This is a genomic window from Hyphomicrobium facile (assembly GCF_900116175.1).
Taxonomy (GTDB): domain Bacteria; phylum Pseudomonadota; class Alphaproteobacteria; order Rhizobiales; family Hyphomicrobiaceae; genus Hyphomicrobium_B; species Hyphomicrobium_B facile.
In genome coordinates this window covers 1315112-1339265 of record NZ_FPCH01000001.1, presented here as the reverse complement: position 1 = coordinate 1339265, position 24154 = coordinate 1315112, and the positions used below count along the sequence as shown (strand labels likewise).

The window sequence follows — 24154 nt, the reverse complement described above, 5'->3', positions numbered from 1 at the left end:
AAAAATGGAATACAAAGACGAAAAACCGCGCGTATGTCTTGTCGATTGGGATGGCACGCTGCGGAAAGGGTACATGTTCCTCGACTGGATGCCATTTCTCACTCGCGAATTGAACCTGCCGGCCATCCATCAAAAACGCGTAACGGACATTTTCGAAGATTTTCACGCAGAGCGCATTTCCTACGGCGGCTTGATCGATGACATCGCCGACGCCTATGCAGCGACCTTGGAAGGACAGAAGGCGGACGATGTGCGCGAGGTTGCGATCCAATTCGCCAAGCAGGACAATGGTCTTTTCTCATTTGTCCAAGACACCACCGCGCGTCTCTCAGAGATGGGCATGACCATCATCGTGGTCAGCGGAAGTCCAATCGAGGTCCTCGAAGCATTTGCGCCGCGGATCTACGCAGATCGTGTTCTGGCGTTGCAAATCGAGCAGAACGTTCAAGGCATCCATACGAAACGCGTCGTGCGGAATTTCGGCAACGTATCGGAGAAGGAAGCCGCCATCGAAATTCTGAAAACGGATTATTCGATATCCATGGCATTCGGCAATTCATTCGCGGATATTCCACTACTAAGAGCCGCGAATGATCGCTTTTACGTCATAGAGTCTCCAGACGATATCCAGAACTTGAATAAGAATGCGGAATTAAATGAATTGAATCCAACGTATCTTTTTCCAGACGATTCCGGGATTATCGACCATATATTTGGATCGGTCGTTAGCGCGCACAATGCCGTCGCGCCCGGGTAGCAAACCCGGCAAGCTGTTATGCGGCGTGCGGGGGCGACGCCGCATCTTGCAGGAAGCAGGGCCAGTTGGATCAACGTGTCTACTATTTTGCCTCCGAAAACACCGTCGGAGGCATCGCACTAATTCGGCATTCGTACCAATCGCATTTCTTCTTGCCGCGCGCGAGCATCGTCGTATCGACGATATCAGGTGTGTTGCCGCGGTCCTCGATATCCCGGTTGATGAACCGCTGTCTTGACACCCTCGCGGCTCAAGCATCTAATCTTCATTATTTAAGAAATGAAGCGAACGTCTCGCTGGCTCTTTGATGCAATGCCAAGGTCCGCCGAACTGAAGCAGCTTCAGGACTAACGAGAGAACGCTCAAAGGCCAGGCAGCAGCATCTTGCAATGATGCTCGAATATTTTTCGCCTCGCCTCCATCGACAAAATTCGGAGCAAGGACCGCTATCCGCGTCGCAGCCGGAAAGTTGTAGCAAAAAGCTTCAATCGATCGCACGCGGGTCCTATTCGAACAGAGAGACGTGCCATCATGGGCGATCAAGACGAGAGCATCGAAATCCGGGTTGATAAAATCTCGCAGCTTTTCGATTCACTTGACCCGTTCCCTTTTCGCGAGCGGGACCTCGATCGTCATGCAGAAGAATACATCGTGAGTTGGGCTCGTGAGCTTCCCCACGACAAGCCAATCCGGATCGTCATCCACGTACCCGCAAGCGAGCTCAGAAGCGAGCATGCGAAGGAACTCAATGAATCATTTCACCGGTACTTTGAATATCGAGCTGGAGTGACTGCTCGCGAACTCAAGCAACTTTTTAGTATTGGCCGGAAGTCAGCGCTGATCGGCGCGGCGGTGCTCGCACTTTGTATTCTTGGTGCGCAGGTCATTCCGAGGGCTCTCGGAACAGGCAACATCAGCATTTACCTAAGGGAAAATCTGTACATCCTCGGCTGGGTTGCGAACTGGAAGCCACTCGAAATTTTCTTGTACGATTGGTGGCCGATTGCCAAACGGCGCGACCTCTATCGACGCCTGAGTGGAGCGAATGTTCAGCTTAAGCCTGCTGAAACGTCGTTGCGCCAACCCTCCCAGGTTGCGCCCTATCGCTGAGTATCTTTCGAATTCAACTCCCCCACAGGTCGAGGCCGGTGACGCTTTCCAGAGCCACCGGCCCAGCCGTCATACGGCGCGCAACAATCCGGTCTTCGGATGGCAGTTGATGTATTCGTAATACTGGTTTGCCGCGTCGAATACCGAGACCTCGTGATAGAGCGTGAGGTTCTTGAATTTCTTGGCGAGGCGGTTGAACGTCACAAATATCTGCAGATGGGTATGGTGCGATTCCGCCCACTGCTCGAGATTGGTGATTGAACGCCAAAGGCTGTATCCAAAGCCCTTCTCCAAGAGATTGCCGTTCTCGTCCATGTGATGGAGATAGCGGTTGCAATAGCAGCCGGATTCGAGGCCGTCGTCGCGCAGGTAATTCATACCTTCGTGAAGCACGGGCTCGATGTCTTCGAACCAAGTGCGCCGCTCTTCGCCTTCCGTCAAACTCCAATCCTCGCCCGAGCGGATGAGCGCCACGTTCTGATGCCCGCCCACGATGACACGGCCGCCGAGAGCCGGCGTTCCTTCCTTCAAAGTGAGGGTGCCCGAGGGGTCCAAGGTATCGGTCTGCGACAACGGCAAACGATCGCGCATCGATCCCCAATAACCGTGCTCGATGATAGGTTCGCTCATCCCACCCAGCAAAATGCTGACGCCTTCGAGCGGCCCGTGCTCATGCGTGAAGATGGTCTCGAACTGCTCCATGCGCGGGCGGAGCACTTCGCGAAAATAGCCGACACCTTCCTTGAGACGATCTTCGGAAGCCCACCAATGTGAGATGGCCGGGCTCTCGTTCCACTTATCGTAGGTCGTCGGGTCGATCCAATATGCGACGGCGATCAAATTCAGATAGCCCTCAGCATCGACGAACTGAACGAGATCGTGCCGGCCCGGCCCGTCAGGTTGTTTGAAGCTCTGCAGGATATTCTGAAACGCCGCGCACGCGCGCCCTTTCATCTCGTCGCCTTTGGACTGCACGCCGAGGTAAGCCATGACGAGGTTCTGAACGGATTCCTCACCGCGCGCCGAATACATCGGGACTGGGGGATTCCAGCTGTCGCTGACCCGGCGCGTTCGCGTGCGCGGACATCTCAGATGGCTCGGAATCGAAGAGTCTAAAGGCATTTTTTCCTCCCGGCTTTTTTTATGGTAACGCAGATATCGATATAGCATGCGAACTATATCGTATATCCCACCAAAGCGTCCGATTGTCGGTCGAAGGCGTCATTGAGGAATGCCAACTCACGCCGGCACGCCCGATACCTACCGATGACCCTCGAAGGAAAATTGCCTAAGCATATGGGAGGCGCCAGAGCACGGTGCCCGCATCGGCCGGGCACGATGCCCGGCCCCCGACGAGAACTTCGCGATTAGGAAGAGATCGTCCGACAGAGGTCACGCAACTGGCTGAAACCAATGACGCAGACCTGCGTGCATCGTTCTCAGAATTCTTCCCACTCTGGCTTTTCCTGAGCGGAGGCAGCCCGCAAGGACGACCCGCTCTTTTTGCCGGACGATTGCAGCAGCCTCGGCGTGATCTTCGAAGCCATGCGATCCGCGGTCTTACGAAGCGACGCAACGCCGCTTGCCCCGAGCTTGAACTCGCTGACGAGGCGCGAGAGCTGGCCGGTCTCCTGGCCGAGACTGTGACAGGCAGCTGTCGTCTCCTCCACCATGGCGGCATTCTGTTGCGTGGTCTGATCGAGATCGTTGATCGCGATGTTGACCTGCGCCAGGCCCGTTGCCTGTTCTTCGGCGGCGTGGGCAATGGACAAGATCATCTCGTTGATGCTCGTCACGTGCGAAATGATTTGTTCGAGCGTCGCGCCGCTGTCGGAAACGAAGCGTACGCCGTGCTCCACTTGCTCGCTCGAGCGAGAGATCAGCGACTTGATTTGCTTCGCCGCTTCTGCGGAGCGTTGCGCCAGCGCCCGCACTTCCGACGCCACGACCGCGAACCCCCGCCCAGCATCGCCAGCGCGCGCGGCCTCGACGCCCGCGTTGAGAGCCAACAGGTTTGTCTGAAAAGCAATTTCGTCGATGACGCCGATGATTTTCGCGATTTCCTTCGAGGAATTTTCGATATCGGCCATCGCGTCCACTGCCTCGCGAACGACTTTTCGGCTTGCTTCCGCAGCGCCTTTAGCCGTCGCTGCCACATCGCGTGCTTGAGCGGATTCGCTCGCGGTTTTCGTCACTGTCGTGGTGATCTCCGCCAGCGCAGCGGCGGTTTCTTCGAGGCTTGCCGCCTGCTGCTCGGTGCGCCGCGACAGATCATCGGCCGCCGAGGAAATCTCCTTGGTGCCGGACACCATCGCATCGGCGCTTGTCGCGACGTGTTGGAGCGCGGTTTCGAACTGCTCCACGGCGGAGTCAAACTCACGTTGCACACCCTGATAGGCGACAGGAAGGTCGTGCTTCATCCGTGAGGTCAAATCTTTTTTGGCGAGCTTCGCAATCGCCGTGCTCATGGCGGTCAGGACCGCCGTGCGCTCGCTGTTGGCCGTTTCCTCTTGAGCTTTTCTCTCGGCTTCCCGTTGCGCTTCCTCATCGCGCTTGCGTTCTTCTTCGAGTGCCATCTCCCTTTCGAGCTTCAATCGCGCGGCTTCCGCAGCTTCCACGTAAACGGAAATCGAGAGATCCATATCCAGCATCATGGCCTTCACCAACGCTCCAAGGCATTGGCCGATTTCTTCAGGTCCCTTCCTTTGGCGCCCGAACGAGAAGCCCTTTTGCCACGTATCGTTCAGAATGGATTTGATGAGGTGCTGAACGACAATCGCATAGCCCCCGATGTACCACCGCGGTTCAAGGCCGATACGCGCATGGGCCTCGCCGACCCTCCGGACATTGGTGAAATACTGCTCATCGAATCGTGCCGCGGTTATAGACTCCCAATGGGCGATCTGCGCGCTCTTCGCGGCATTCATATGCGCAGAATTCTTGAAGAATTTGCGAGTTTCGGGCGTTTCTTGAATGGTGCGATAGAACTGATCCAGGGCAACCGGAAGCTCTCCGTCGACAATGTTTTTGATGCTGCGGATGCTCGCGCATTGATCGCTATCGAGCCCGATGAAGGCGAGGCGGTCATTCAGTGTAGCGTTGCGCGTTTCATTTTCCATCGTTGTGCCTTGTATCCCAACCCAGGCGCTATCGGCCCCATGCACCGCGAACAGAAAACGAATCGCGTCGTCGGGTTCTATAACCCACGGATGATGGAATTATTCATTCGCATATGGAAAAATTGATCTCTGTCACTCACGATCGGCATCTGCGCAGGAACTGCGCGCTCCGCACATTTTTACGTCGCGCCGACAGTGGCGTCCGCAAGAGCATGCTCGGGTTCGCACTCAGTTCGGCAATTGCTAAGGAGAAGCGATGAGCGATGCCTTCCATTTGATGCAGATCAATGTCTCATGCGCTGCGGGAACCACAGAATGCGCCGCCTGCATTACGTGAAGCGAACCGAGACGCGACGCCTTCCCTCAGCACGACGTCGCCATGCGTATATCTAAGGCAACCAGATAAAAAACGATCGACGCGAGCTTTCCACGCGCCGATCGGACAAAAGCGCTTAACGCCATCCTACGACGTTATTTGTGCACCAAGCCGTTCGCGCACCCAGCCTTGAACTCCTCCCAATTGATCGCGCCGTTTTTGTCGGTGTCGAGCTGCACGAAGTCCTTGATGAACGGCTTCGCCTGGTCCGGGCTAAGGTCATGCCCGCCGGCTTTCTTCCAGACGTCAGCGCACTCGACTTCACCCAACGGTGTCTGCGCTTCCGCCCGCACCACCGCGCCGGCAGTGCAGGACAGCACGACCAAGAACCAAACGATGAGGGATTTTCCCATATGGAACTCTCCTACCTAGATGAGTGCGCCTCAAATGCCTGGGCGCACGTCTTCCAACTAGATGCCGCGAACGGACGTCGCGCATTAGCGTTGTCGGATTGTGATTGCCAGTTTCAAAGAATGAGACGAACGAATTAGATTAAATTCTAGGTGCTCAGTATCGGCAGCGATTGCGCGTCGATTCATGACCCGAACGGCATCGGGGAAGCCTTCGCAGCTCCGGACGCACAAAGCGCCCGGAGCGATCTATAGTGTGTTGCATCCGCCTTCAGCGCTGGCCTTACACGACGCCAAGGGCGCGCATTGCCTCCGCGACCCTGATGAAGCCGGTGACGTTCGCACCGAGAACGTAGTTTCCAGGCGAGCCGTAGACATCCGCCACTTCCGCGCAGCGGTCATGGATGCCGTTCATAATGTTGGCGAGGCGCTGTTCAGTCGCTTCGAATGTCCAGGAATCGCGCGATGCATTTTGCTGCATCTCAAGCGCACTCGTCGCGACGCCGCCGGCATTCGCCGCCTTGCCGGGCGCAAACAGCACGTTCCCCTCCATGAACACGCGGACGGCTTCCGGTGTGCAGGGCATGTTGGCGCCTTCTCCAACAGCGATCACCCCGTTCTTCACGAGCGTCCGCGCGTCATGCGCTGTCAGCTCGTTCTGAGTTGCAGAAGGCATCGCAATGTCCGCCGGAACATCCCAGATCTGCCCACCCGGAACGTATGTCACCCCAGCGCCGCGCGCCGCGGCGTAATCGGCAACGCGGCCCCGCTTCTTCTCCTTGATTTCCTTGAGCAGGTCGAGATCGATACCCGAGCCGCTATTCTCGACCACGTAACCGTGGGAATCCGAGCACGCGATCACACGGCCGCCGAGCTTGCTCACCTTTTCGATCGTGTAGATGGCAACGTTGCCCGCGCCGGAGACGATAACCTTCTTGCCGTCGAAACTTTGTTTGCGCGTGCCGAGCATGCGCTCGACGAAATAGACGGCGCCGTATCCCGTCGCTTCTGTGCGCACCCGCGATCCGCCCCACGTCAGGCCCTTGCCCGTGAGAACGCCCGACTCGTAGCGGTTGGTTATCCGCTTGTACTGGCCGAACATGTAGCCGATCTCACGCTGACCGACGCCGATGTCGCCGGCCGGAACGTCCGTGTATTCTCCGAGATGGCGCGAGAGCTCCGTCATGAACGACTGACAAAAGCGCATGATCTCATGCTCGGAGCGTCCCTTGGGATCGAAGTCCGAGCCGCCCTTGCCGCCGCCGATAGGCATTCCGGTGAGCGCGTTCTTGAAGACCTGCTCGAAGCCGAGGAATTTGACCGTGCCGAGCAACACGCTCGGATGGAAGCGCAAGCCGCCTTTGAACGGGCCGAGCGCCGAGTTGAACTGGACGCGAAAGCCGCGATTGATCTGCACTTGCCCCTTGTCGTCGACCCAAGGCACCCGGAAGATGATTTGCCGCTCCGGCTCGCAAATGCGCTCGATCAGCGCCCCTTCGGCATAATCGGGATGTTTGGCGATCACCGCACCGAGGCTATCCAGAACCTCGCGTACTGCCTGGTGAAATTCGTCCTCGCCAGGATTGCGGCGCAGAACATCAGCAAAAATCGGTTCAAGCTTTTCGTCGAGCATTTCTTATTTTTCTTTCGCGCCTGCATTTCGGGAGATGGACAGAACAACGGGCTCACGGGGCCTCGGTTCACGTCCGAGCGCGTCATATATCCCGAAATGCCGAAAGTCATCGAAGAAAAGGCCGAAGGGGTTTAACATTCCGTCGCGCTAGGTTCCGAAATTTGTATGGCAGACATGACGTCACCACCGGCACGAGGATGAAATTTGTGGGTCAGATCATCGATCAACCCTTGTATATTGCCTCCACTGTCCACGCCCCTTTTGGCTGGCTGTGAAGCTTCCAGAACTCTTCCGCCACGGCCTGCGCGTCCTTCGATCCCGGATTGACGAATGCTGCAACGGTGACGGTTGCAACGTGGACGCCCTTCGCCTTCAAGTTCTCGAACAACCCGAGCGCCAGCGCGCGAATCCCTGCTTTGCCGATGCTGAGCGACAGATATTCGGGGCTCGGCTCCAGCGCAAAGCCGCCGCCGGTCAGGAGAATTGATCCTGAACCCCGCTCGCCCATTTTCGCCGCAACAGCTTGAGCCGCAACGAGCGCTCCTCCAACGTTCACGGCCAAATCGCTATTGAACGAGTCGAGCGGCTGTTCGGCGATCGTCGCCTTGCGCATGGAAGCGGCGTTGTAGTGAAGAACATCGATCGCGCCAAATTCCTTCTCCATCTGCGCAATCAGAGAGACAACGCTCGCCGGATCGCTTGCATCTACCGAGCGAGCATCGGCGTCATAGCCGTTGGCTTTCAGCTGGGTTGCAAGCTCTTCCGCCTTGGCCTTGTTCCTGCCGCTCAAGACAACCCGAAATCCCTCCTTGGCGAACCGTTCGGCTGTTGCGAAGCCCATGCCTGGACCGGCTCCGATGCTGAGGAAAGTTTTCATCGCAATAAACTCCTGGAATTTTTGATGATGCTGAGATAACCCCAAAACGCGAGCGAAATAATCAGGCTCCAACGCATTTAATTGTTGCATACCATGCAGGAAAGTCGCGAGCCGCCGGGGCTGGAACAGCTGGAAGCTTTCGCGGCCGTGGCGGAAACAGGGAGCTTCACGACGGCTGCACGCAAGCTCGATCGTGATGCGTCCGTCATTTCGCGGCGGCTCAGTCAGCTCGAGGAGCAACTGGGCGTCCGCTTGATGTCCCGCACGACGAGACGGGTGACGCTCACCGAAGCCGGCAAACTCTACTACAGACGCATTCAGGTCATCTTGGACGAACTCGCTCAGGCGAACCGGGAAGCAAGTGACATTGCCACTAGGCCGCAAGGCGTCTTGAGGATCTCTCTGCCCGTTACATTTGGCCGCCAATGGATCGCGCCTCTCCTTCCGGCGTTTCTGAAGCAACACCCGCAAATTCGGATCGACGCTCATTTCTCCGACCGCCGCGTCGATCTCGTCGCGGATGGATTTGATCTCGCCATTCGCGTGGGCACACTGCGCGACAACTCGCTCACGGTACGGAAAATTGCCTCTTACCGCTATGTGATTGTGGCCGCCCCAAGCTATCTCACCAAGCGCGGCACGCCGCGCACGCCGGAAGCCTTGGCCAATCACGATTGCTTAGGATTTTCTGGACACGCCGCTTGGCCTGACTGGCTTCTCATGAAGGACGGCAAGCGTAGGACGGTGCATCCTGCAGGCCCCCTCGTTGCGGACAATTCGGAAGCGGTGCTGATGGCAGCGATTGAGGGACTTGGGATCACCTACATGGCCGATTGGCTGGCAGGCCCTGCGATCCGTGCCGGAAAACTCATTGAAGTCTTGCCCGGATGGGGCGGACGCGGCGATGACGGAGTCTATGCAGTCTTGCCGCCAGGGCATTTAGTGCCGACCAAAACGAGGCTGTTCGTTGAGGAAATTTCTAAAGCCATCAAAGCTGGATGGGGAACCGGTAAGCGCAAATAGCGGCCCCCGGTAAATGACGCCCCGGAGAGAGTTCCCCCCGGGGCGCGGAATGATTGCCTTGCGCGATCTGCTGCTCAGCGACGGCCGTCGAAATCGCCGAGACGGTTGAAGCAGTCCTGAAGTTGTTCGGACCGGCCCCGCTGCTCATCGGCGACCACACGGCGGGGCGTCCACCGGCACCACGTGAAATGGGGCCTCAAATCGCGATCCCAGCGCGGGCCGCGAAATCCGCATCTAAAACGGTCGTTGGCATCTGCTTGAACCTGCGCGATACGGGCGTAGACTTCACAATTGGCCCGCTTTCCTTCGACGTCTCCCTGCCGGTCATTCGGACCGAACTTGAAAGAAAAGCCCCGGTCATCGAGACGGAGACTTTGGGCTTCGGCCGATACCGCCGATACAAGAAGAGCGGCCGCAGTCAGACCAATCGAAAAAATGCGCATCATGTCACCTCGGTTGCAGTTCTGGGCGCTGGATTATCGGCCGATTGTGTCCACCTGATTGCGCCCGAATGGCCAATACTTGTCACGGTCACATCTGGCAACCCCGCAGATGGCCAATTTCAGCTCGCTCGTCGCGGCAACCTTTCGCGCGCGCAGGCCGTGCGTCAGCAATGCGCGATGACCTTCGCGACAAGCACAAAGCTCCGTCCGCATCGGGTTCGATGTGTCCGACCGACGCGAACGCCATAGTGATCACGACGCTCCCCCGGAGCCGCGACCAACCGCGTCAGAATGAAGACGCCCGAGTTGACTAGTGGGGCTGATCAATATGGCCGGGCAGCTTCAGAGCGGCCAGATACGCCCCGAGCGCTTTGATATCCGCTTCATCGATGGACTTCATCAAGGCGACCATACCGAGATACGTCTTGCGGTCGCCCGTATGGAAATCCGTCATCGTCTTAACCAGGTAATCGTCCTGCTGGCCGGCAAGACGCGGCCTCACCATATCGCCCTGATAGTGCTCCTGGTGACAGCCCCGGCAATTCAACGGATTGAGGATCGCACGGGCCTTGGCCTTTACATCATCCGGCACGGGCGGTTGCTGCAAATCCGGCCACGACAGTTTCGAGAAGTGCGTTGCAAGCGCTTCCATGTCCGTCTTGCTGAGCGCCTCGACCATAGGGCTCATCTGCTCATTCACACGGTGCCCCCGTTTGAAATCGAGAAGCTGGGTCAGCAGGTAGGAGCGGTTCTGCCCCCAGATGTTCGGAATTGTCTTGTCGATCGGAACGCCGTTCTCGCCGTGGCAACCCGCGCAACCCGTTGCGAGCTCATCTAACGATTGGGCGACTGCGGAAGCGGGTTGGACAACGGTGAAATATCCAATCGCCAAAATGCCGATAAGAAACGCGCCGGTGGTGAGCTTTGTCATCGAATTCTCCTGAATATTCCGCACGGAAAACCGTCGCTCGAAACAACGTCTCCAAGCGGCACTGGCTATTCCTAGTCGTGGGGTGGGAGTTCTGACGTCGTCTACTTAGCTTCCTTTGGCCAATCCTAGACTGCAATCAAACGGAATGGCGGGCATTCTGCAAGGGCGAACTTTGGGAATTTCGGGCGCGTTACTCAGAACACTGCATATCTTGGAGGAAGTTTACAAACAGCTCGACTTGAAATTGATGAGTGGCGAGGACACTCGCCACTCTGGTCCGCCGGTTGCACACGGATCAGGTGGTCCGCTCAAGGGCCAAATCATGATTTCGCAACCGCGGGTGCCTTGCGGTGCTCGGCTATTTGGGCGAGGAGAACATTGGCCGCCGGGCCCGAGGAATGCGGATTCTGTCCCGTCGTCAGTAGGCCGTCGGTCACGACGTGAGGCTCCCAGTTCGCCTTCTTCGAAAAGACGGCACCGAGCTTCAACATTTCATCTTCGACCAGGAAGGGCACGATTTTCGTGAGACCAACGGCTTCCTCTTCGCCGTCGGTAAAGCCAGTAACTTCCTTTCCCTCTACGAGAACCTTGCCGTCCGGCGTTTTGACATGACGCAGCGCTCCGGTGGAATGACAGACGACACCTATCGGTTTGCCGGCGGCAAGGAAGGATTCGATCAACTTGATCGAGTGCTTGTCTTCGGCGAGATCCCACATTGGCCCATGACCGCCCGGATAGAAAACGCTGTCGAAGTCTTCTTGCCTGACGCTGTCAAGACGAAGCGTTTTGTCGAGCTGAGCCTCAGCGGCCGCGTCCTTCTCGAACCGGAGTGTCAACTCAGTTCGGAATTCAGGCTCGTTGCTCTTGGGGTCAAGCGGTGGCCGGCCGCCCTTCGGGGATGCGAGCGTAATCTCGGCTCCCGAGTCCTTGAACACGTAATAGGGAGCAGCGAGCTCTTCGAGCCAAAAGCCGGTCTTGCGGCCGGTATTACCGAGAGTGTCATGCGAGGTTATCACCATCAGAACTTTCATCTGTCGCTCCTTCTCGATCGGTCAGCGCAATGAATAGTTTCGCAACGGCTTCTGGCGCGTCTCTGCACATCCCAATCAAGTGCACTCAGGCATCGGCAGAACCAAAGTATCGGCGGCAGATGGCGTCCCGAAGCATCTTACTGCCAACCAAATTACATCGACGACGCCTGCTCCCGCCTAAAGGATTTGGCACGCATTTAATACGATCTCTGCGCACGATGACCTGCGGATGAAATCAAACGGAGAAGCCTTGTCGCCGTCCCACATCGGATTCACTTGAGCAGGCGGCGCACGTCTGCTCGCAGCACCGGAAGCAGATCCGTGTCGAACCACGTATTGCTTTCAAGCCATTTGTTGTTGCGCCACGATGGATGCGGCAACGGAATTCTGCGCAATGACGGATCTGCGTCGTAAACATCGCGCCATTGCTGCACGGTCTGATTGACGCCCTGGCGCGCGGCCTCCCGGCCGAGATGCCATCGTTGAGCGTAGCCGCCAATAATCACGAACAGCTTCACATTCTGCAAATGCGCGAACAATGCCGCTCGCCATATCTCCGCGCACTCCCGGCGGGGCGGCAAGTCGCTACCGTCAGGCGTCAACCCCGGAAAGCAAAATCCCATCCCGATGATCGCGATCTTGGAGGAATCGTAGAATGCAGTCTCATCAATACCGAGCCACTGCCTCAACCTGACACCAGATGGATCATCAAACGGACGGCCGCTTTTATGGACGCGCGTTCCGGGAGCTTGGCCAACGACGCAGATGCGCGCCGTCTTCGAAATCTGGAGGATGGGTCGTGGCTCATGAGCCAACGGCTTCCCATGGCGGGGATTGTCACGGCAGACCCGGCACGCGCGGATAGACCTCACCAACCCGTCGAGTGTGTTGGCATGAGACGGCGGGCTCTCGATTGGGACGATCGTTGACGCAGACACGTACTGGGCTTCCTCGCAAACGCGTGCCAGGCTCAGGCTGTGTTGATCTGAGAGACAACTGGCCTGCGAACTTGGCACCTCGACTTGCCATTACCTGGATAGCGCAAAGAAAACACTTAGGTATTCCGTCCGAGCAGGACGTCCTTCAGCACAACCGCATCATTGTGTTCCTCGTCATGCGCGCTGTAAACGAGCGTGACGGTATGCGACTTGGCGAGCGCACGAATGCGCTTCAGTATATCGTCATGCTCTCGAAGTTCGGCGCGGTAGCGGCGTTGAAATTCCGCCCAGCGCTCCGGATCATGGCCGAACCATTTGCGAAGCTCGGTGCTCGGCGCAATGTCTTTTTCCCACTCGTCGAGCGAAGCCTTTTCTTTACTGACCCCGCGAGGCCAGAGCCGATCGACGAGTATCCGAACGCCGTCGGAAGACTCCGGCGGTTCGTACGCACGTTTCAAGCGCAGATGGGATGCGGGAAAACTTGCTGTCATGAGACGCTCCCTTGAAGCAGATTGCGCGGCAATGCCGCGGCGTTTGATCTCTGACTAAACTCTGCTAATTATAGAAGATCAGCGAGCGAGAAAATAGAACCATGGCTGCGCTACGTTATCGGATGCCCGCGAACATTCAGCCGAGCGCTCGTTTCGCATCGAACGTTACGGTCGTGGCGTCGCGTTAAGCTGGCGACTGATATTAACGCCGTATCGAGTTCTGCATTCTCCGCTTCGGGACGTAGGCTTACGAAGCACTCACACAAATTCGAAATTACGGGGCATTTTGGGAGCTCACTTGATTTCGCAAGGGCGCTCTAGGCTAATGGCTATGAGAGTTTAACTCTGACGAACGCCATATCGATGCGTAGGCGGGACGAACATGTCTACAGCAATTGCCATTCTCGGCGGCGTCGGGCTGTTTCTCCTCGGCATGTCCATTATGACCGATGGTCTGAAGGCGCTGGCGGGATCTGCCTTGCGCACCGTCCTCGGCAAAGCGGCGGCTACGCCGGTGTCGGGAGCCTTGTGGGGCGCTGTCGTCACGCTGCTCGTACAGTCATCGAGCGCGGTGACGATGATGACGATCGGCCTCGTTAGCGCCGGCCTCCTGACATTTCAACAAGGGCTCGGACTGGTGTTCGGCGCCAACGTCGGCACGACGGGCACGGGCTGGCTCGTCGCGCTTATCGGCGTGCGCGTTTCGCTCTCGACCTATGCGTTGCCACTGATCTTCGCCGGCGCGCTGGCAAAATTGCTTGGCAGCGGGCGGATCGCAGCGGCGGGCGCCGCAGTTGCTGGCTTCGCGCTGGTACTCTACGGCCTGACGACCCTCCAAGAAGGGATGAGCGGTTTGGCGGAGGTCCTGAATCCGTCCGATCTGCCCGCGGTGCTAGGCGCGCCGGGCGTCGGCTGGATTTCGGGCTTCGGCGGCCTCATGACCCTGATCGCCATCGGCTTGGTCATGACCGCGGTGATGCAGTCATCGACGGCTGCCATTGCAGTCACCCTTTCGGCTTTCTACGCCGGAGCGGTGAACTTGGAACAGGGCGCGGCGCTGATCATCGGTCAGAATATCGGGACGGCGACGAGCTCCGCGTTGGCTGCCATTGGCGCCAGCACGACAGCGAAGCGCCTCGCCCTCGCTTATGTGCTGTTCAAGGTAATCGCGGCGCTCATCGCGATCGTGGCCTTTCCGTTCACGGCGGCACTGATGAACGCCTTCGCCGCGTCGATTGATGGAATGACGCTCCTTGCCGCCTACCACACTCTCTATAACGTCGTGGGTGTAGCAGTACTCCTTCCGGCAACGCAGGGGTTTACGGAAGTCGTGGAGCGGCTCCTGCCGTCCAAGCAGACGGCGCTTCAGCGCGCGCTCGATCCGAACGCGCTCGCTAATCCGGTGATCGCGGTCGAGACCGCCCGGCGCGTGGTGGCTGACATCCTCACGACAGTCGCCGCCTCGGTTTCCGCCGCTCTTTCAGGCGGGCCCAGCGTCGCTGAGGCGGACGTTGCGAAATCGGGTGCTGCGCTCAAAGAGGTGCGGGATTTCTTGTCTGAATTGCAAGAGCCGCCCGAGACGGAAGCCGAGCGGCTGCGCATGACGAGCACGCTGCACGCACTCGATCACGCCTTGCGCCTCATCGAAGTCCTGGCGGACGGCGGCCTTGGAAAACAGCTAGCCGAAGCTCCCTATGACCTTCGCAATGCCGAGCTGTGCAGAGAGGCCATGCGCGCGGCAGAGGCGGTGGGTAGCTCGATCACATCGGAAACCGCGCTAAGTGCGCGAGCCGAGGCCATCGGCTGGGGTGTTTCGCCCGACGTTGCCGCGGCGCTCACTGAAGTGGCGAGGGCCGCGACAGAACTCGATGCGCGTCAGCGGGACTATCGCGCTGCGATGCTTGCCTCTGTCGCGCCGGAAAAATTGACCGCGGCGGATGCCTTCGCGCGGATCGAAGTCGCCCGGCGGCTCAACCGCATCGCCCATCATGCCTGGCGTTCGGCGGCACATCTCGTCGGCCTTGGCGAGCCCGACGATCCGGCCTCCTGGCCACAACCAGAGACCGCCGCGAGCGGACACTGATATCTTCTTCGGAAACAAAATTTGCGCACGATCCGAAGACCGTACGCAAATTTTTAGCGCATCATCGTTTGCGATCAAATCGATCTTACCAGCCGTACGACAGGCGAGCGTAGTAGACCGAAGGTGACGGCTCGATGCTGTGAGTCCGAGCCGTGATCGCCCCGGCAGAATTGCGCGTCGTTATCGTGCGATCATCGTCGGCGCGAAGCAGGTTACTGGCCGACAAAGTGAGCACGACGTTCTCATCGAGCGAGATGCGTGCCGAAGCATCCAAGCGATCGAGATTTGAGAAGCTCGTATGCTGGCTGGTCCCGTTCACCTGCTCAATGTTTTGGTCATATGCGTAAGTGCGGTTGTAGCCCAATCCGAACGTCGTCGCCCATGCACGCACGTAGTAGTCGGCGCCGACGTTCGTGATCAGGTCCGGTTGCTCCGCAAAGCGACGCGTCTGTCCCGTCTGCTGATCGGTGAGTTCCGACTTCATCGCCGTTCCGTTGGCCCAGAGCGTCAGATCCGGAAGCCCGATCATGTGCATCGGCAGCCGGCCTTCGAGTTCCACGCCGTAGAGTTCGCCGTCGCCCGCGTTACGCGGCGTTGAGATCCAGCGGGAACCGTCCTGCGCCAGGGTTCTCTCGATCTTGTCCTCGAAAGACCGCGCAAAGAAATTGGCCGACAAGAGCCCCGATCGCTGGAAGAGGAAGAAATCGGTGCCGACATCCAAGCCCCAAATTTTTTCTGGCGAGATGTCGGGATTGCCCTGCTGATCCGGATCGGCGATCGTTCCGCTTCCGGTAACGACGGTCGGAGTGAGATCGCGCAGGTCGGGACGGCGCAGCGTCCGGGCGACACCGACCCGGAAGTCGAGGTTCGGCGTTGCCGCTAACTTGTATTGGATGGACGGATTCAAATCCGCTGCATCGTTGTCGAAGCTGTTCTTCGCAAAATCTATCGTTTCGACAATGCTATATTCGAACCTGAGGCCGAGCGTCAGCTTGTCGTGACCAAAAACCGAAAACGCATCGCTGACGTAGGCGTGATAAATGGCTTCGCTGATCTCGTAGTTGCGCTCCGGAAGGGGAACGTTGGTCAAACCGCGCACCTCGTTCTCGGCCCGCTGCGTCTGCGCCCAGCCAATTCCGGCTTCGAGTTCATGGCCGCGGACGCGCGTCGTAACCGAGCCGCCGGAAGCGATGCGTTCGAGCTCTATAGGTACAAAGCGCGGCGCCTGCACGACGGGCGAGCCGCCCGGCAGGCTCGTTTGCGTGGATTCACGCGTCGTGTCCTCGCGTCCGCGCTGATAATCGAAGAAGACGCTCGAGCTCGACAGCCCGCTGAATGCGTGCTGCCATTCAAGATAGCTGCCGTATGTTTCGCGGATGCGATGACGAACTTCATGCGTATCGCGATTGGCCGAAGCTTGGTCGTTGTTTAGCCGGAGTGTGTGCTGGTCGCGAAATTCGTTTGTACGTAGATAGGTCGGTGAGAAAATAATCGTGTTGGCGGGGTCGATAGCGAGTTCAAAGCGAGACAGGAACGTATATTCGTCGAACTTCCGATGCTGGTCGACAAGGCTGCCGCCCCTGGGCGTCGTCCCGTTCGCGCCGAAAACGAACTCATTCGAGCTTTCCTGAACGAGACGGCGCTGATATCCGCCGCCGATGAAATAGCGGAGAGCACCGACTTGTCCGCCATTCCAGGCCGAAAATTCGCCGGGCGTCCCGTTGCCTTCGACGTAGCCGGAGCCAATCGTAATCTGTCCGCCCGATGGGCCGAAATCGCGGCGCGTTATGATGTTGACGGTGCCGGCGGCACCCTCCGAACGCATGCTGGCCAACGGGCTGCGCGTTATTTCAATCCGCTCAATGAAAGTTGCGGGAATGCGATCAACTTCCATGTTGCGGCTGGAATCGCCATCGAGGAGCGGACGCCCGTCGAGCAAGACCTGTGTGTATTCCTTGCCTATGCCGCGCAACTTGATATCGCGCGAGCGATTGACGCCTGGGAACGTCACCCCCGGAAGCCGGCGCACAGCGTCGCCGATGCTCAAATTGTTATACTGCTGGAGTTGCGCGCCCTCGATCACGACGGTGGCGTTCGGAGCCTCGGAACGGAGCGCGAGCGCGTCGACCGCGGCATTGCTGACCGCGTTGCCGGAAGCAACGGCCGAAGTTGCGGACTGGGAATCCGTTGGTTGCGTTGCTGGAGCTTGCGAGGAAGAAGACGAACCGCTTTGAGACGCCTTGGCCTTTTTGCTTGCTGCTTTCTTGCCGGGGTTTTCTTGGTCGGTCGCCGTGACGGTGACCGGCGGGAGCGCGGTTCCCTCTTCTTGCGCATTCGCAACCGTGAAGGAGCCCGCCAAAGCCAGCGCCGCACACGCCGAATGAACACGCACGTCCCAAGTCATTCCGTTTCCCCTCAAGACAAAAATTTGAAGGGGTAAACATCATGCCGGATACAAGCTTACAACATTGTATACCAAAAATTGAAGCATTAGGATGACGGTGGCACAAAAGTGTCACACATGCGCATGTATGCTGATCAATTTACGAGGAATTTCTCTAAGCTCCGTTCGGATTTCACGGCGCCGCGTGAAGGCCGGCGGCGCCTCAACCGGCGTCGCGCCCACATGAGAAGTCCCGTCGAAAGCAACAGGATCAGAACCAGCGAGGTCACCGCATTGGCGGAAGCGGACCAGACGCCCGCCCAGTTGCCTTCGTGCAGCAGCTTCGGCCAATTACGCGGCTTGACGACGAGACCGTCCGTCGAAACGGCATAGTTTCGATATTCGCCGTCTTCGATGAATCGCGCTTCGGCACCGCTCTTTCTCAGGCGCAAGGTCAAGAGCGTCGCCAGATCTCGTTCGCGTGCAACGATGCGCAGCGCTTCGATGATCGAGCGCGGTGCAGCCTCGGCCGCAATGGTCGGCTCCGGCCCGGCAAACGTCACCTTGTATATCAGCGCCAGTCCGGTGAGCGGCGCAATGAGGATCAGCGGCAGGGCTGTCCATGCGGCGCCCGTGTGCCAACCGCTGACCGTGTTGCGCAATGGCCTCGTACCCATCACAAGCCCGATCACAACCAGAGAGACCATCGCGATGGTGGAGATGGTCACGCCCCAACCGCCGTCTTCGAGCAGCAGTGTTTTGTGAATCCGGCGCGCCAGCGCATACACGGCAAGCGTGGTGCTCGGTTGGCTGGCAATCTCGCCGGTCTCGAGATCAATTTCCGTACCGCCGCGATCGCGGAGAACAAGCGTGCCGAGATAACCATGAATAAAGATGCGCTCTACGGTGCCTTCCGGATCATGCTTGGCGAGAGCCGCTTCGATTTTAGTGGCGTCGACAACGTTTGGTTTTAGCGTCGAAGCCACAATCCCGGGCTCGAATGCCAGGATGAGGCCTGTCAAAAAGACGATCATCAAGGGCAAGGCAAAAATGAGCGCCAACCATCGGTGGAGGCGGAGTGTCCAGGCTTTCAGCAACATCAGACTCGGATTGTTTTGGTGTTGTCAGGGCATATGGGAAAGCTGATCAGCCGCACTTCCGCACGCGCTTGAGGCTCGCTTCGCGCTTCTTTCTACAGCGAATGGAGCGCTCTTTGCCAGCAGTGATTTTCACATCCGCAAGCCACGCTTCGAGCACTTACTTGATGGCAAGGCACGTTATCGCGTTGTACTGGACATCTAGGCCTCCGATGTCGACAATCTGAATTTGACAGCAAGGACCGGAGTGAAGGGACAGAGATCACCGCTTATTTTGCGGGGCATAATTCAATGACGAAAGAACGCAAAATGATCCCTGTTTCCCATGGCCACGTCGCGAGAACCAAAAGAGCGCGCTCGGCCGGCGTCGATACCAAAACGATCTACTGGAATGCCGTTAAGGCCCGTGACCGGAATTTCGACGGCACGTTCTTTTATTCCGTCGCAACAACCGGCGTCTATTGCCGGCCGTCGTGCGCGGCGCGCCTCGCGAACCGCGAGAATGTTGCGTTTCATGCCTCTTGCGAGGATGCCGAGCGCGCCGGCTTTCGTCCGTGCAAACGTTGCAAGCCGAACGAGCCCTCGCTCCATCAGCGCTATGCCGCCAAGGTCGCGGAAGCCTGCCAATTGATCGCCGAGTCAGAAGAGGCGCCAACGCTCGACGACTTGGCGCACACGGCGGGCCTCAGTGCGTATCACTTCCATCGCGTCTTCAAGACGATCGCAGGCGTCACGCCGAAGGACTACGCTGTCGCGCATCGCCAGAAGCGCGTACGAGAAAATCTGACGAAATCACGCTCGGTGACGGAAGCTATCCATGAGTCGGGTTTCAATTCGAGCGGCCGCTTCTACGCGAATTCCGCCGAGGTGCTCGGCATGACGCCGACCGACTTTCGCTCGGGCGGCACGAACGCGGACATGCGCTTTGCGGTCGGCGAGTGCTCACTCGGATCGATCCTCGTCGCCGCCAGTGACAAGGGCATCGCCGCGATCCTCTTCGGTGACGATCCCGAAGTGCTGATCCATGACCTCGAGGACCGCTTTCCGAAAGCCAACCTGATCGGTGGAGATAGCGCCTTCGAAGACGTCATGGCGAAAGTCGTGGGCCTGGTCGAAGCGCCGGAGTCAGGCATCGATCTCCCCCTCGACATGCGCGGCACGGCCTTCCAGCACCGCGTTTGGCAGGCGCTCCGCGAAATTCCCGTCGGAACAACCGCTACCTACAGCGAGATCGCCGAGAAGATCGGGATGCCAAAGGCCGTCCGGGCGGTCGCCGCCGCCTGCGCCGCCAACAAGATCGCAGTTGCCATCCCGTGCCACCGCGTGGTGCGCAACGACGGCTCGTTGTCCGGCTATCGCTGGGGCGTAGAGCGCAAACGCAAGCTCATCGCGCGCGAGGCAAAATCATGAGCGGCCCGACATTCGCGCACTTTCTTTGGGCTTTTGCACTCACTGGACCAGTTCTGTTACGACGTTCGCTGCCATCAGCTCCTTGGGGCTCGGATACCAAGCGCTTTCGACCGGCGTCGCGAGCATTCGCTGAATGAACGGCTCAGGCACATTCGCGGTCCGATAAACTGACAACACTTTTGCGGTGCCGGCTGCAATCGAGTTGCCCGCTTCGCCACCGACGGCGTGGAACCCCAACTTCGCGCCCTTCTGCAGATACCTGTTGTTGCCTCCGAGGAACGGTATGATGCACGCGCTCGCACACTGCTCCGTCGTATAGGTATCGAGCCCGCGCGACTTGATCACATCGTAGAGACGCGTACCGACGCCGACATGGCCGCCCGGACTGTTCAAGATAAACATTTGCACGCCGGGATTAGCGGAGAGTTCACGCGACACGGCGCCGAGCACGCCCCACGCCAGATATCCTGAGATGACCAGATTCTTATCCTCGATCGTAACCGAATAGCCGTTCTGGCCGATCCAGTCTTGATCCGCTGCCTCAAGATAAAGCGATGACATACCCCGGGGGATCCCGCTCAGCATCAATAGCCCGACGATGCAAACGATGACCGCCACCGAGCGCGCGATCCAGCGGCTGATCCGATTGCCGCCGTTCCGATCGCCCACTACGTTACCGTCCACAGATAGTCAGGAGGCGTCCCGATGCGCCTGCGGTTTCGTCTTAGTCCACGGCAGTTGGCGTTCGCGGCAATCGCGCTTCTGAGCGCGATCGTACCGGCAAGCGCGGGATCACCAGAACTTATCTGCCTCAAATCGGGTGATCCGGCGTCCCTCAATGAACTGGCAGTCGCCTGCTATTCCGATCAGGCCTGCGCGTACGTCGAACAGCACAAAGGCGAAGCGCTGCGCGACTATGATGAAACGAGCGTCGTCGCCGCGCTCGGCCGCGAAAAGATCGAAGGCATCGTGACGTCGTCCGCGCCGATTATGAAAAAGATCAAAGGCTACGGCTATAATTGCCTGCCGCTACCGTAAATCGATCTTCGAACCCACCAGAAAGGCAATGAGCTTTCTGTCGATCATCTACCGAGCGCATTGAACGCCGGCCGGGAAACTGGCAATCTCGCCATGAGCGACGGGGCGAAGACATCTCTCACTGCACTGCAGAAAATCATATTTTCAAAATCTGGACTTGCTTACTCCGCCCTGTGAACTCCAAGCATTCACCTGCGCGAAACGGCACGGAAAATTCAGACCAATTTCTTTGGGAGGTGATTTCATGGCTGATTCTGCTCTGGGTATTTTGCAACGTGAGGGTGAGCAGCGCGGTGCTTCAGGTCATGTACCAGACACCCAAGACTTTGATGAGCATGTGCGGTTCTATCGAAGCGCGCTGCGCATTGCGAGAATGTTCCTAGCGTTCATGGCAGTACTCCTGCTGGGAATGTATTTCTTCCTCGTCAGATGAACTTCGATTGCTGAGCTTGAATTCGTCCTTCGCCCTTTCCACACTGTATGGAGGGATCGGGGCACGTGCGTGCCGTTTCGATCAGGGCCGCCGCCCCGAAACTCCGCTTTATCGATGCTAAGCGGACACCCCGGGATCGCCGCTAACGGTAGCGATGGGTGACGAGACATGACAGATGCGTGGCCCGACATTCCTTATGGCCCATGGAAAGAGTCCTGCGCCACCTTGCACTTATGGACCCAGATTGTCGGCAAGTATCGTCTCGCGCGCACGCCATGGGTAAACCACTCCTGGCACGCGACGTTCTATGTCACGTCCCGCGGCCTCACGACATCCTTGATCCCTGCGGGCAGCCGGGGCCTGCAGTTCGACTTCGACTTCATAGATCATAGCCTGATCGGCACCGTCACCGATGGCTCGCGACGAGCTTTCGCGCTGCAGCCGATGAGCGTGGCTGATTTCTACAAGCGCTTCGGCGAGCTGACTGATGAGCTCGGAGTTACGACGAAAATCAATGGCCGACCAAACGAAGTCCCTGACGCGGTTCCATTCGCGATGGACACCATGCATGGGTCCTACGACGCGGATGCGGTAAACCGGTTTTGGCGTGCCCTCGTCCAGGTTGATCGCGTGCTGAAGTATTTTCGAACGGGCTTCCTGGGCAAGGTCAGCCCGGTCCATCTCTTCTGGGGCAGTTTCGATCTGGCAGTAACGCGATTTTCGGGACGCCGCGCGCCCCTCCATCCGGGCGGCATTCCAGGGCTGCCTGATCCCGTGACGCGCGAAGCCTATTCACACGAAGTCAGTTCTGCTGGATTTTGGCCAGGGGGCGGTCCGGTCGACTATCCCGCATTCTATTCTTATGCCTATCCAGCACCGAATGGCTTTTCATCTCAACGGGTCACCCCCGACGAAGCCTTCTTTGACGAGAAGGCGGGCGAGTTCCTCCTGCCGTACAGCGTCGTGAAAAGTGCTTCCGATCCCGATCAATCGCTTCTGGGATTCCTCGAAACGACATACGAGGCAGCGGCTCGGCTGGCCAATTGGGATCGAGCAGCCTTGGAATGTCCGCGCGGCCAAATCGATGTTCCGCGCCCCCTCTGACGTTTCACGGCCCCAGCCTTCGCAATTGCGCAGACTGCGAGGGTCATGAGTGTCCGGTCGCCCCCGGGATTAAATTACTTATCGGCGCGGACAACATGGTGCGGCATACTTCAACTGCATCTGTCGACGCCTGGTTCGTACTGAAATCATTGAATCGCCCCGATTAGTTCTGGCGGCGCAACACGCCAACTCGAGCACCACGCGGCGCAGCAAGAAAAAGAGATTCCACGTCGGACTTATTCCCGATATCCTGCGGCATCGTGGGGGTTTCCTTAATCGGGGTATTCCGCTCGCAAATTGCGTCGAGATTGTCACCCATCTTGCAAGGTGGGCGTCCAAGTTGTCGTGAGTAATGAAAAATGTCCCATATTAAAACGCAAACGGTTCAATCAGGCGATGTGACGAAGGTCAGCCCTGGAAGAACACGGCGCAATGTCATCGCAATTGCGGGTATAGTTGGCTCTACGGCTCTCGCATCGACGATTACAGCGAAAAGCGCTTTGGCCGGATTGAGGAATGATCGATTTTGCGACACTTCCCGTCGTGCCTGCCAAGGCGGCGGCGGTAGTGGTGGCAACGCTGGTGGCGGCGGCCCCAACTCCGGCAGCGGAGGCGGTGCTGGCGGCGGCGGTGGTGCTGGCGGTGGCGGTGGCGGCAACGCTCGAGGCAGAGATTCCGGCGGCGGCAGCGCCAACGCTGGCGGCAGACGCAATTCCGGCGGCGGCAGTACCAAGCCAGGCGGAGGGAGTTCCGGTGGCGATCATGCCAACGCCGGTGGCGGGGGAGGTGGCAATTCCGGCGGCGGCGCCAACACTGGTGGCGGAAATTCCGGCGGCGGCGGCGGCGGTGGCTGGGACTTTGGCTTTGGCGACGGCCCTGGTTCCGGTGGTTCGGGCTGGAGCGGTGGCGGCGGTGGCGGCGGTCTGGTTGCCTGCTTTCTAACGGGCACCAAGATCCTCACGGCAAACTGCGAACGAACAGTGGAGGACCTTCGAGCGGGAGATACTCTCCCCACGATTTCAGGAGGCACCCGAACAATTAAGAAAATTCGAAGTTGGACGGCTGAACGTCGTGGCGACGAGAAATGGAGTGACGACGTTGCTCCGATCAAGGTGTGTCAGGGTGCGCTCGGTCCGAACCAGCCTCAGAGAGACCTTTACCTCTCGCCCAATCACGCGCTCTACGTCGATGGCGTCCTTATACCGGCCCGCAATTTGGTCAACGGCAAGTCGATCGTGCGTTGCTCGGATTATGACCGCGACTCGATCACGTATTTCCACATCGAATTGGAAGATCATCACGTGATTTGGGCAAATGGCGCGCCGGTCGAGTCTCGGCTTGCAGAATGGATGACGCCATGCGCACCAATCTGGACTGGCGGCCGTCGCTTCGAATTGAATTCGCGGCTGAGAAGCGCAATTTCACCTTGGTTCGATACCCGCACAACGTTCGATAGGATTCGCGATCGAATTGAGGAACGATCGGAATCCGATTTTGCGATTGCGTAGTGTGCGTCAGCCAAACTGG

Annotated in this window: 23 protein-coding genes; 9 read left to right on the top strand and 14 right to left on the bottom strand. The window is 58.4% G+C overall.

What is annotated here, in order from left to right; translation table 11 throughout:
- Positions 1-4: 4 nt before the first annotated feature.
- Positions 5-757: a haloacid dehalogenase-like hydrolase gene (locus tag BM399_RS06475; protein WP_092865738.1), complete on the top strand. Its 753-nt coding sequence runs from the start codon at positions 5-7 to the stop codon at positions 755-757.
- Positions 758-839: 82 nt separating this feature from the next.
- Here the strand turns inward: BM399_RS06475 and BM399_RS21095 are convergent, their stop codons facing one another.
- Positions 840-998, bottom strand: coding sequence for a hypothetical protein (locus tag BM399_RS21095; RefSeq protein WP_177228057.1), 159 nt, complete (start codon positions 996-998; stop codon positions 840-842).
- 290 nt (positions 999-1288) lie between these two features.
- Between BM399_RS21095 and BM399_RS06465 the strand changes: the two genes are divergently transcribed.
- Positions 1289-1867, top strand: coding sequence for a hypothetical protein (locus tag BM399_RS06465; protein WP_092865734.1), 579 nt, complete (start codon positions 1289-1291; stop codon positions 1865-1867).
- Positions 1868-1936: 69 nt separating this feature from the next.
- Here BM399_RS06465 and BM399_RS06460 read toward each other — a convergent pair whose 3' ends face one another.
- The 5 genes from BM399_RS06460 to BM399_RS06440 form a co-directional block, all read right to left on the bottom strand.
- Positions 1937-2989 (bottom strand): phenylacetaldoxime dehydratase family protein, encoded by a 1053-nt coding sequence (locus BM399_RS06460; protein WP_092866469.1) that lies wholly within the window; start codon positions 2987-2989, stop codon positions 1937-1939.
- Between the two features lie 317 nt (positions 2990-3306).
- Positions 3307-4986 carry a globin-coupled sensor protein gene (locus tag BM399_RS06455; protein WP_092865732.1) on the bottom strand — a complete coding sequence of 560 codons (1680 nt, stop codon included), beginning with the start codon at positions 4984-4986 and terminating at the stop codon, positions 3307-3309.
- A 471-nt stretch (positions 4987-5457) separates the two neighbouring features.
- A complete protein-coding gene (locus tag BM399_RS06450) occupies positions 5458-5715 on the bottom strand; it encodes an EF-hand domain-containing protein (protein ID WP_092865730.1) in 258 nt (85 codons plus the stop codon).
- Positions 5716-5995: 280 nt separating this feature from the next.
- Positions 5996-7345: an NADP-specific glutamate dehydrogenase gene (gene gdhA / locus BM399_RS06445; protein WP_092865727.1), complete on the bottom strand. Its 1350-nt coding sequence runs from the start codon at positions 7343-7345 to the stop codon at positions 5996-5998.
- Between the two features lie 223 nt (positions 7346-7568).
- Positions 7569-8222 (bottom strand): SDR family NAD(P)-dependent oxidoreductase, encoded by a 654-nt coding sequence (locus BM399_RS06440; protein WP_092865724.1) that lies wholly within the window; start codon positions 8220-8222, stop codon positions 7569-7571.
- Between the two features lie 93 nt (positions 8223-8315).
- Here BM399_RS06440 and BM399_RS06435 point away from each other — a divergent pair, with 93 nt between their 5' ends.
- On the top strand, positions 8316-9245 hold the full coding sequence (locus tag BM399_RS06435) for a LysR family transcriptional regulator (protein WP_177228056.1): 930 nt from the start codon (positions 8316-8318) through the stop codon (positions 9243-9245).
- Between the two features lie 74 nt (positions 9246-9319).
- Here BM399_RS06435 and BM399_RS20865 read toward each other — a convergent pair whose 3' ends face one another.
- The 5 genes from BM399_RS20865 to BM399_RS06410 form a co-directional block, all read right to left on the bottom strand.
- Positions 9320-9691, bottom strand: coding sequence for a hypothetical protein (locus tag BM399_RS20865; protein ID WP_143111347.1), 372 nt, complete (start codon positions 9689-9691; stop codon positions 9320-9322).
- A 307-nt stretch (positions 9692-9998) separates the two neighbouring features.
- On the bottom strand, positions 9999-10619 hold the full coding sequence (locus tag BM399_RS06425) for a c-type cytochrome (protein ID WP_092865718.1): 621 nt from the start codon (positions 10617-10619) through the stop codon (positions 9999-10001).
- Positions 10620-10939: 320 nt separating this feature from the next.
- Positions 10940-11650: a type 1 glutamine amidotransferase domain-containing protein gene (locus tag BM399_RS06420; protein WP_092865715.1), complete on the bottom strand. Its 711-nt coding sequence runs from the start codon at positions 11648-11650 to the stop codon at positions 10940-10942.
- 272 nt (positions 11651-11922) lie between these two features.
- Complete coding sequence (locus BM399_RS06415) at positions 11923-12588, bottom strand: uracil-DNA glycosylase family protein (protein WP_342028740.1); 666 nt, start codon at positions 12586-12588, stop codon at positions 11923-11925.
- Positions 12589-12704: 116 nt separating this feature from the next.
- Positions 12705-13079, bottom strand: a complete 375-nt coding sequence (locus BM399_RS06410; protein ID WP_092865708.1) for a DUF488 domain-containing protein — start codon at positions 13077-13079, stop codon at positions 12705-12707.
- Between the two features lie 382 nt (positions 13080-13461).
- On the opposite strand from BM399_RS06410, the gene BM399_RS06405 reads away from it, so the two are divergent.
- Positions 13462-15162, top strand: a complete 1701-nt coding sequence (locus BM399_RS06405; RefSeq protein WP_092865705.1) for a Na/Pi cotransporter family protein — start codon at positions 13462-13464, stop codon at positions 15160-15162.
- An 85-nt stretch (positions 15163-15247) separates the two neighbouring features.
- Here BM399_RS06405 and BM399_RS06400 read toward each other — a convergent pair whose 3' ends face one another.
- Entirely contained in the window at positions 15248-17566 is a 2319-nt protein-coding gene (locus BM399_RS06400) for a TonB-dependent receptor plug domain-containing protein (RefSeq protein WP_092865702.1), read from the bottom strand.
- A gap of 134 nt (positions 17567-17700) precedes the next feature.
- Positions 17701-18645: a PepSY-associated TM helix domain-containing protein gene (locus BM399_RS06395; RefSeq protein ID WP_092865699.1), complete on the bottom strand. Its 945-nt coding sequence runs from the start codon at positions 18643-18645 to the stop codon at positions 17701-17703.
- Between the two features lie 288 nt (positions 18646-18933).
- Here BM399_RS06395 and ada point away from each other — a divergent pair, with 288 nt between their 5' ends.
- Positions 18934-20052, top strand: a complete 1119-nt coding sequence (ada, locus tag BM399_RS06390; RefSeq protein ID WP_092865695.1) for a bifunctional DNA-binding transcriptional regulator/O6-methylguanine-DNA methyltransferase Ada — start codon at positions 18934-18936, stop codon at positions 20050-20052.
- A gap of 39 nt (positions 20053-20091) precedes the next feature.
- Here the strand turns inward: ada and BM399_RS06385 are convergent, their stop codons facing one another.
- Positions 20092-20721 (bottom strand): COG3904 family protein, encoded by a 630-nt coding sequence (locus BM399_RS06385; RefSeq protein ID WP_092865692.1) that lies wholly within the window; start codon positions 20719-20721, stop codon positions 20092-20094.
- Between the two features lie 36 nt (positions 20722-20757).
- Here BM399_RS06385 and BM399_RS06380 point away from each other — a divergent pair, with 36 nt between their 5' ends.
- The 4 genes from BM399_RS06380 to BM399_RS06365 all read left to right on the top strand — a co-directional run bounded on the left by BM399_RS06380 (position 20758) and on the right by BM399_RS06365 (position 24135).
- A complete protein-coding gene (locus BM399_RS06380; RefSeq protein ID WP_143111346.1) occupies positions 20758-21090 on the top strand; it encodes a hypothetical protein in 333 nt (110 codons plus the stop codon).
- Between the two features lie 244 nt (positions 21091-21334).
- Complete coding sequence (locus tag BM399_RS06375; protein WP_092865686.1) at positions 21335-21523, top strand: hypothetical protein; 189 nt, start codon at positions 21335-21337, stop codon at positions 21521-21523.
- A gap of 168 nt (positions 21524-21691) precedes the next feature.
- Complete coding sequence (locus BM399_RS06370; protein ID WP_092865683.1) at positions 21692-22627, top strand: DUF5996 family protein; 936 nt, start codon at positions 21692-21694, stop codon at positions 22625-22627.
- Between the two features lie 359 nt (positions 22628-22986).
- Complete coding sequence (locus BM399_RS06365; protein WP_092865680.1) at positions 22987-24135, top strand: Hint domain-containing protein; 1149 nt, start codon at positions 22987-22989, stop codon at positions 24133-24135.
- Positions 24136-24154: the final 19 nt, after the last annotated feature.